This window comes from Streptomyces sp. NRRL WC-3549 (genome assembly GCF_000721935.1).
Classification (GTDB): domain Bacteria; phylum Actinomycetota; class Actinomycetes; order Streptomycetales; family Streptomycetaceae; genus Streptomyces.
Window position 1 is genome coordinate 1 of the sequence record NZ_KL585435.1, and the last position, 526, is coordinate 526.

Sequence of the window (526 nt, forward strand, 5' to 3'; positions counted from 1 at the left end):
CGCCGGGCGCGGGACTGTAAAACGTTTGACTCTGTTCCGTAGTCGGTGGTGACGCGGGTAGCGGTCAGGGTAGGAGGATGCGGTGCCGGAGGAGGTCGAATCCGGCGCGTCCGTGCATCTGTCTCATGATCCTCTTGGTGCGGGTGTTGACGCCCTCGGTGCGGCCGTTGTGGTAAGGCAGGGTAAGGCCGGCATCGACGGCGGCCCGGTCGATTTCGAGGCCGTTGGTGAAACTGCGCAGGTGAGGCATGGCGGCAGCACGCGCGGCTGCAATCCACTCGGTGAGTTTCACAGTCGTTGCCCTCAGCCGGTTTCAGCAGGGCGGCGAAGCCGCGTACGAGATCGGCGAGCGCGGCCATCTCCGGGCAGGCCGCGGTGATCTTCTCCAGCAGGGCGGTCTCCTTCGGGCGCAGATTATTGGGGTCGGTGAGCAGGAGGCGGCTGGCGTGGCGCGGGGTGGTGACGGGGCGGTCGCCTTCGGCGCGCCCCTGGTTGAGGTAGCGGACCAGCAGGTTGGCGCTGCCGG

Annotated in this window: 1 pseudogene; it reads right to left on the minus strand. The window is 67.7% G+C overall.

The window, feature by feature from the left end:
• Nucleotides 1-64 precede the first annotated feature (64 nt).
• A pseudogene (locus IH13_RS41630) lies at nt 65-526 on the minus strand (transposase); the annotation flags it as partial.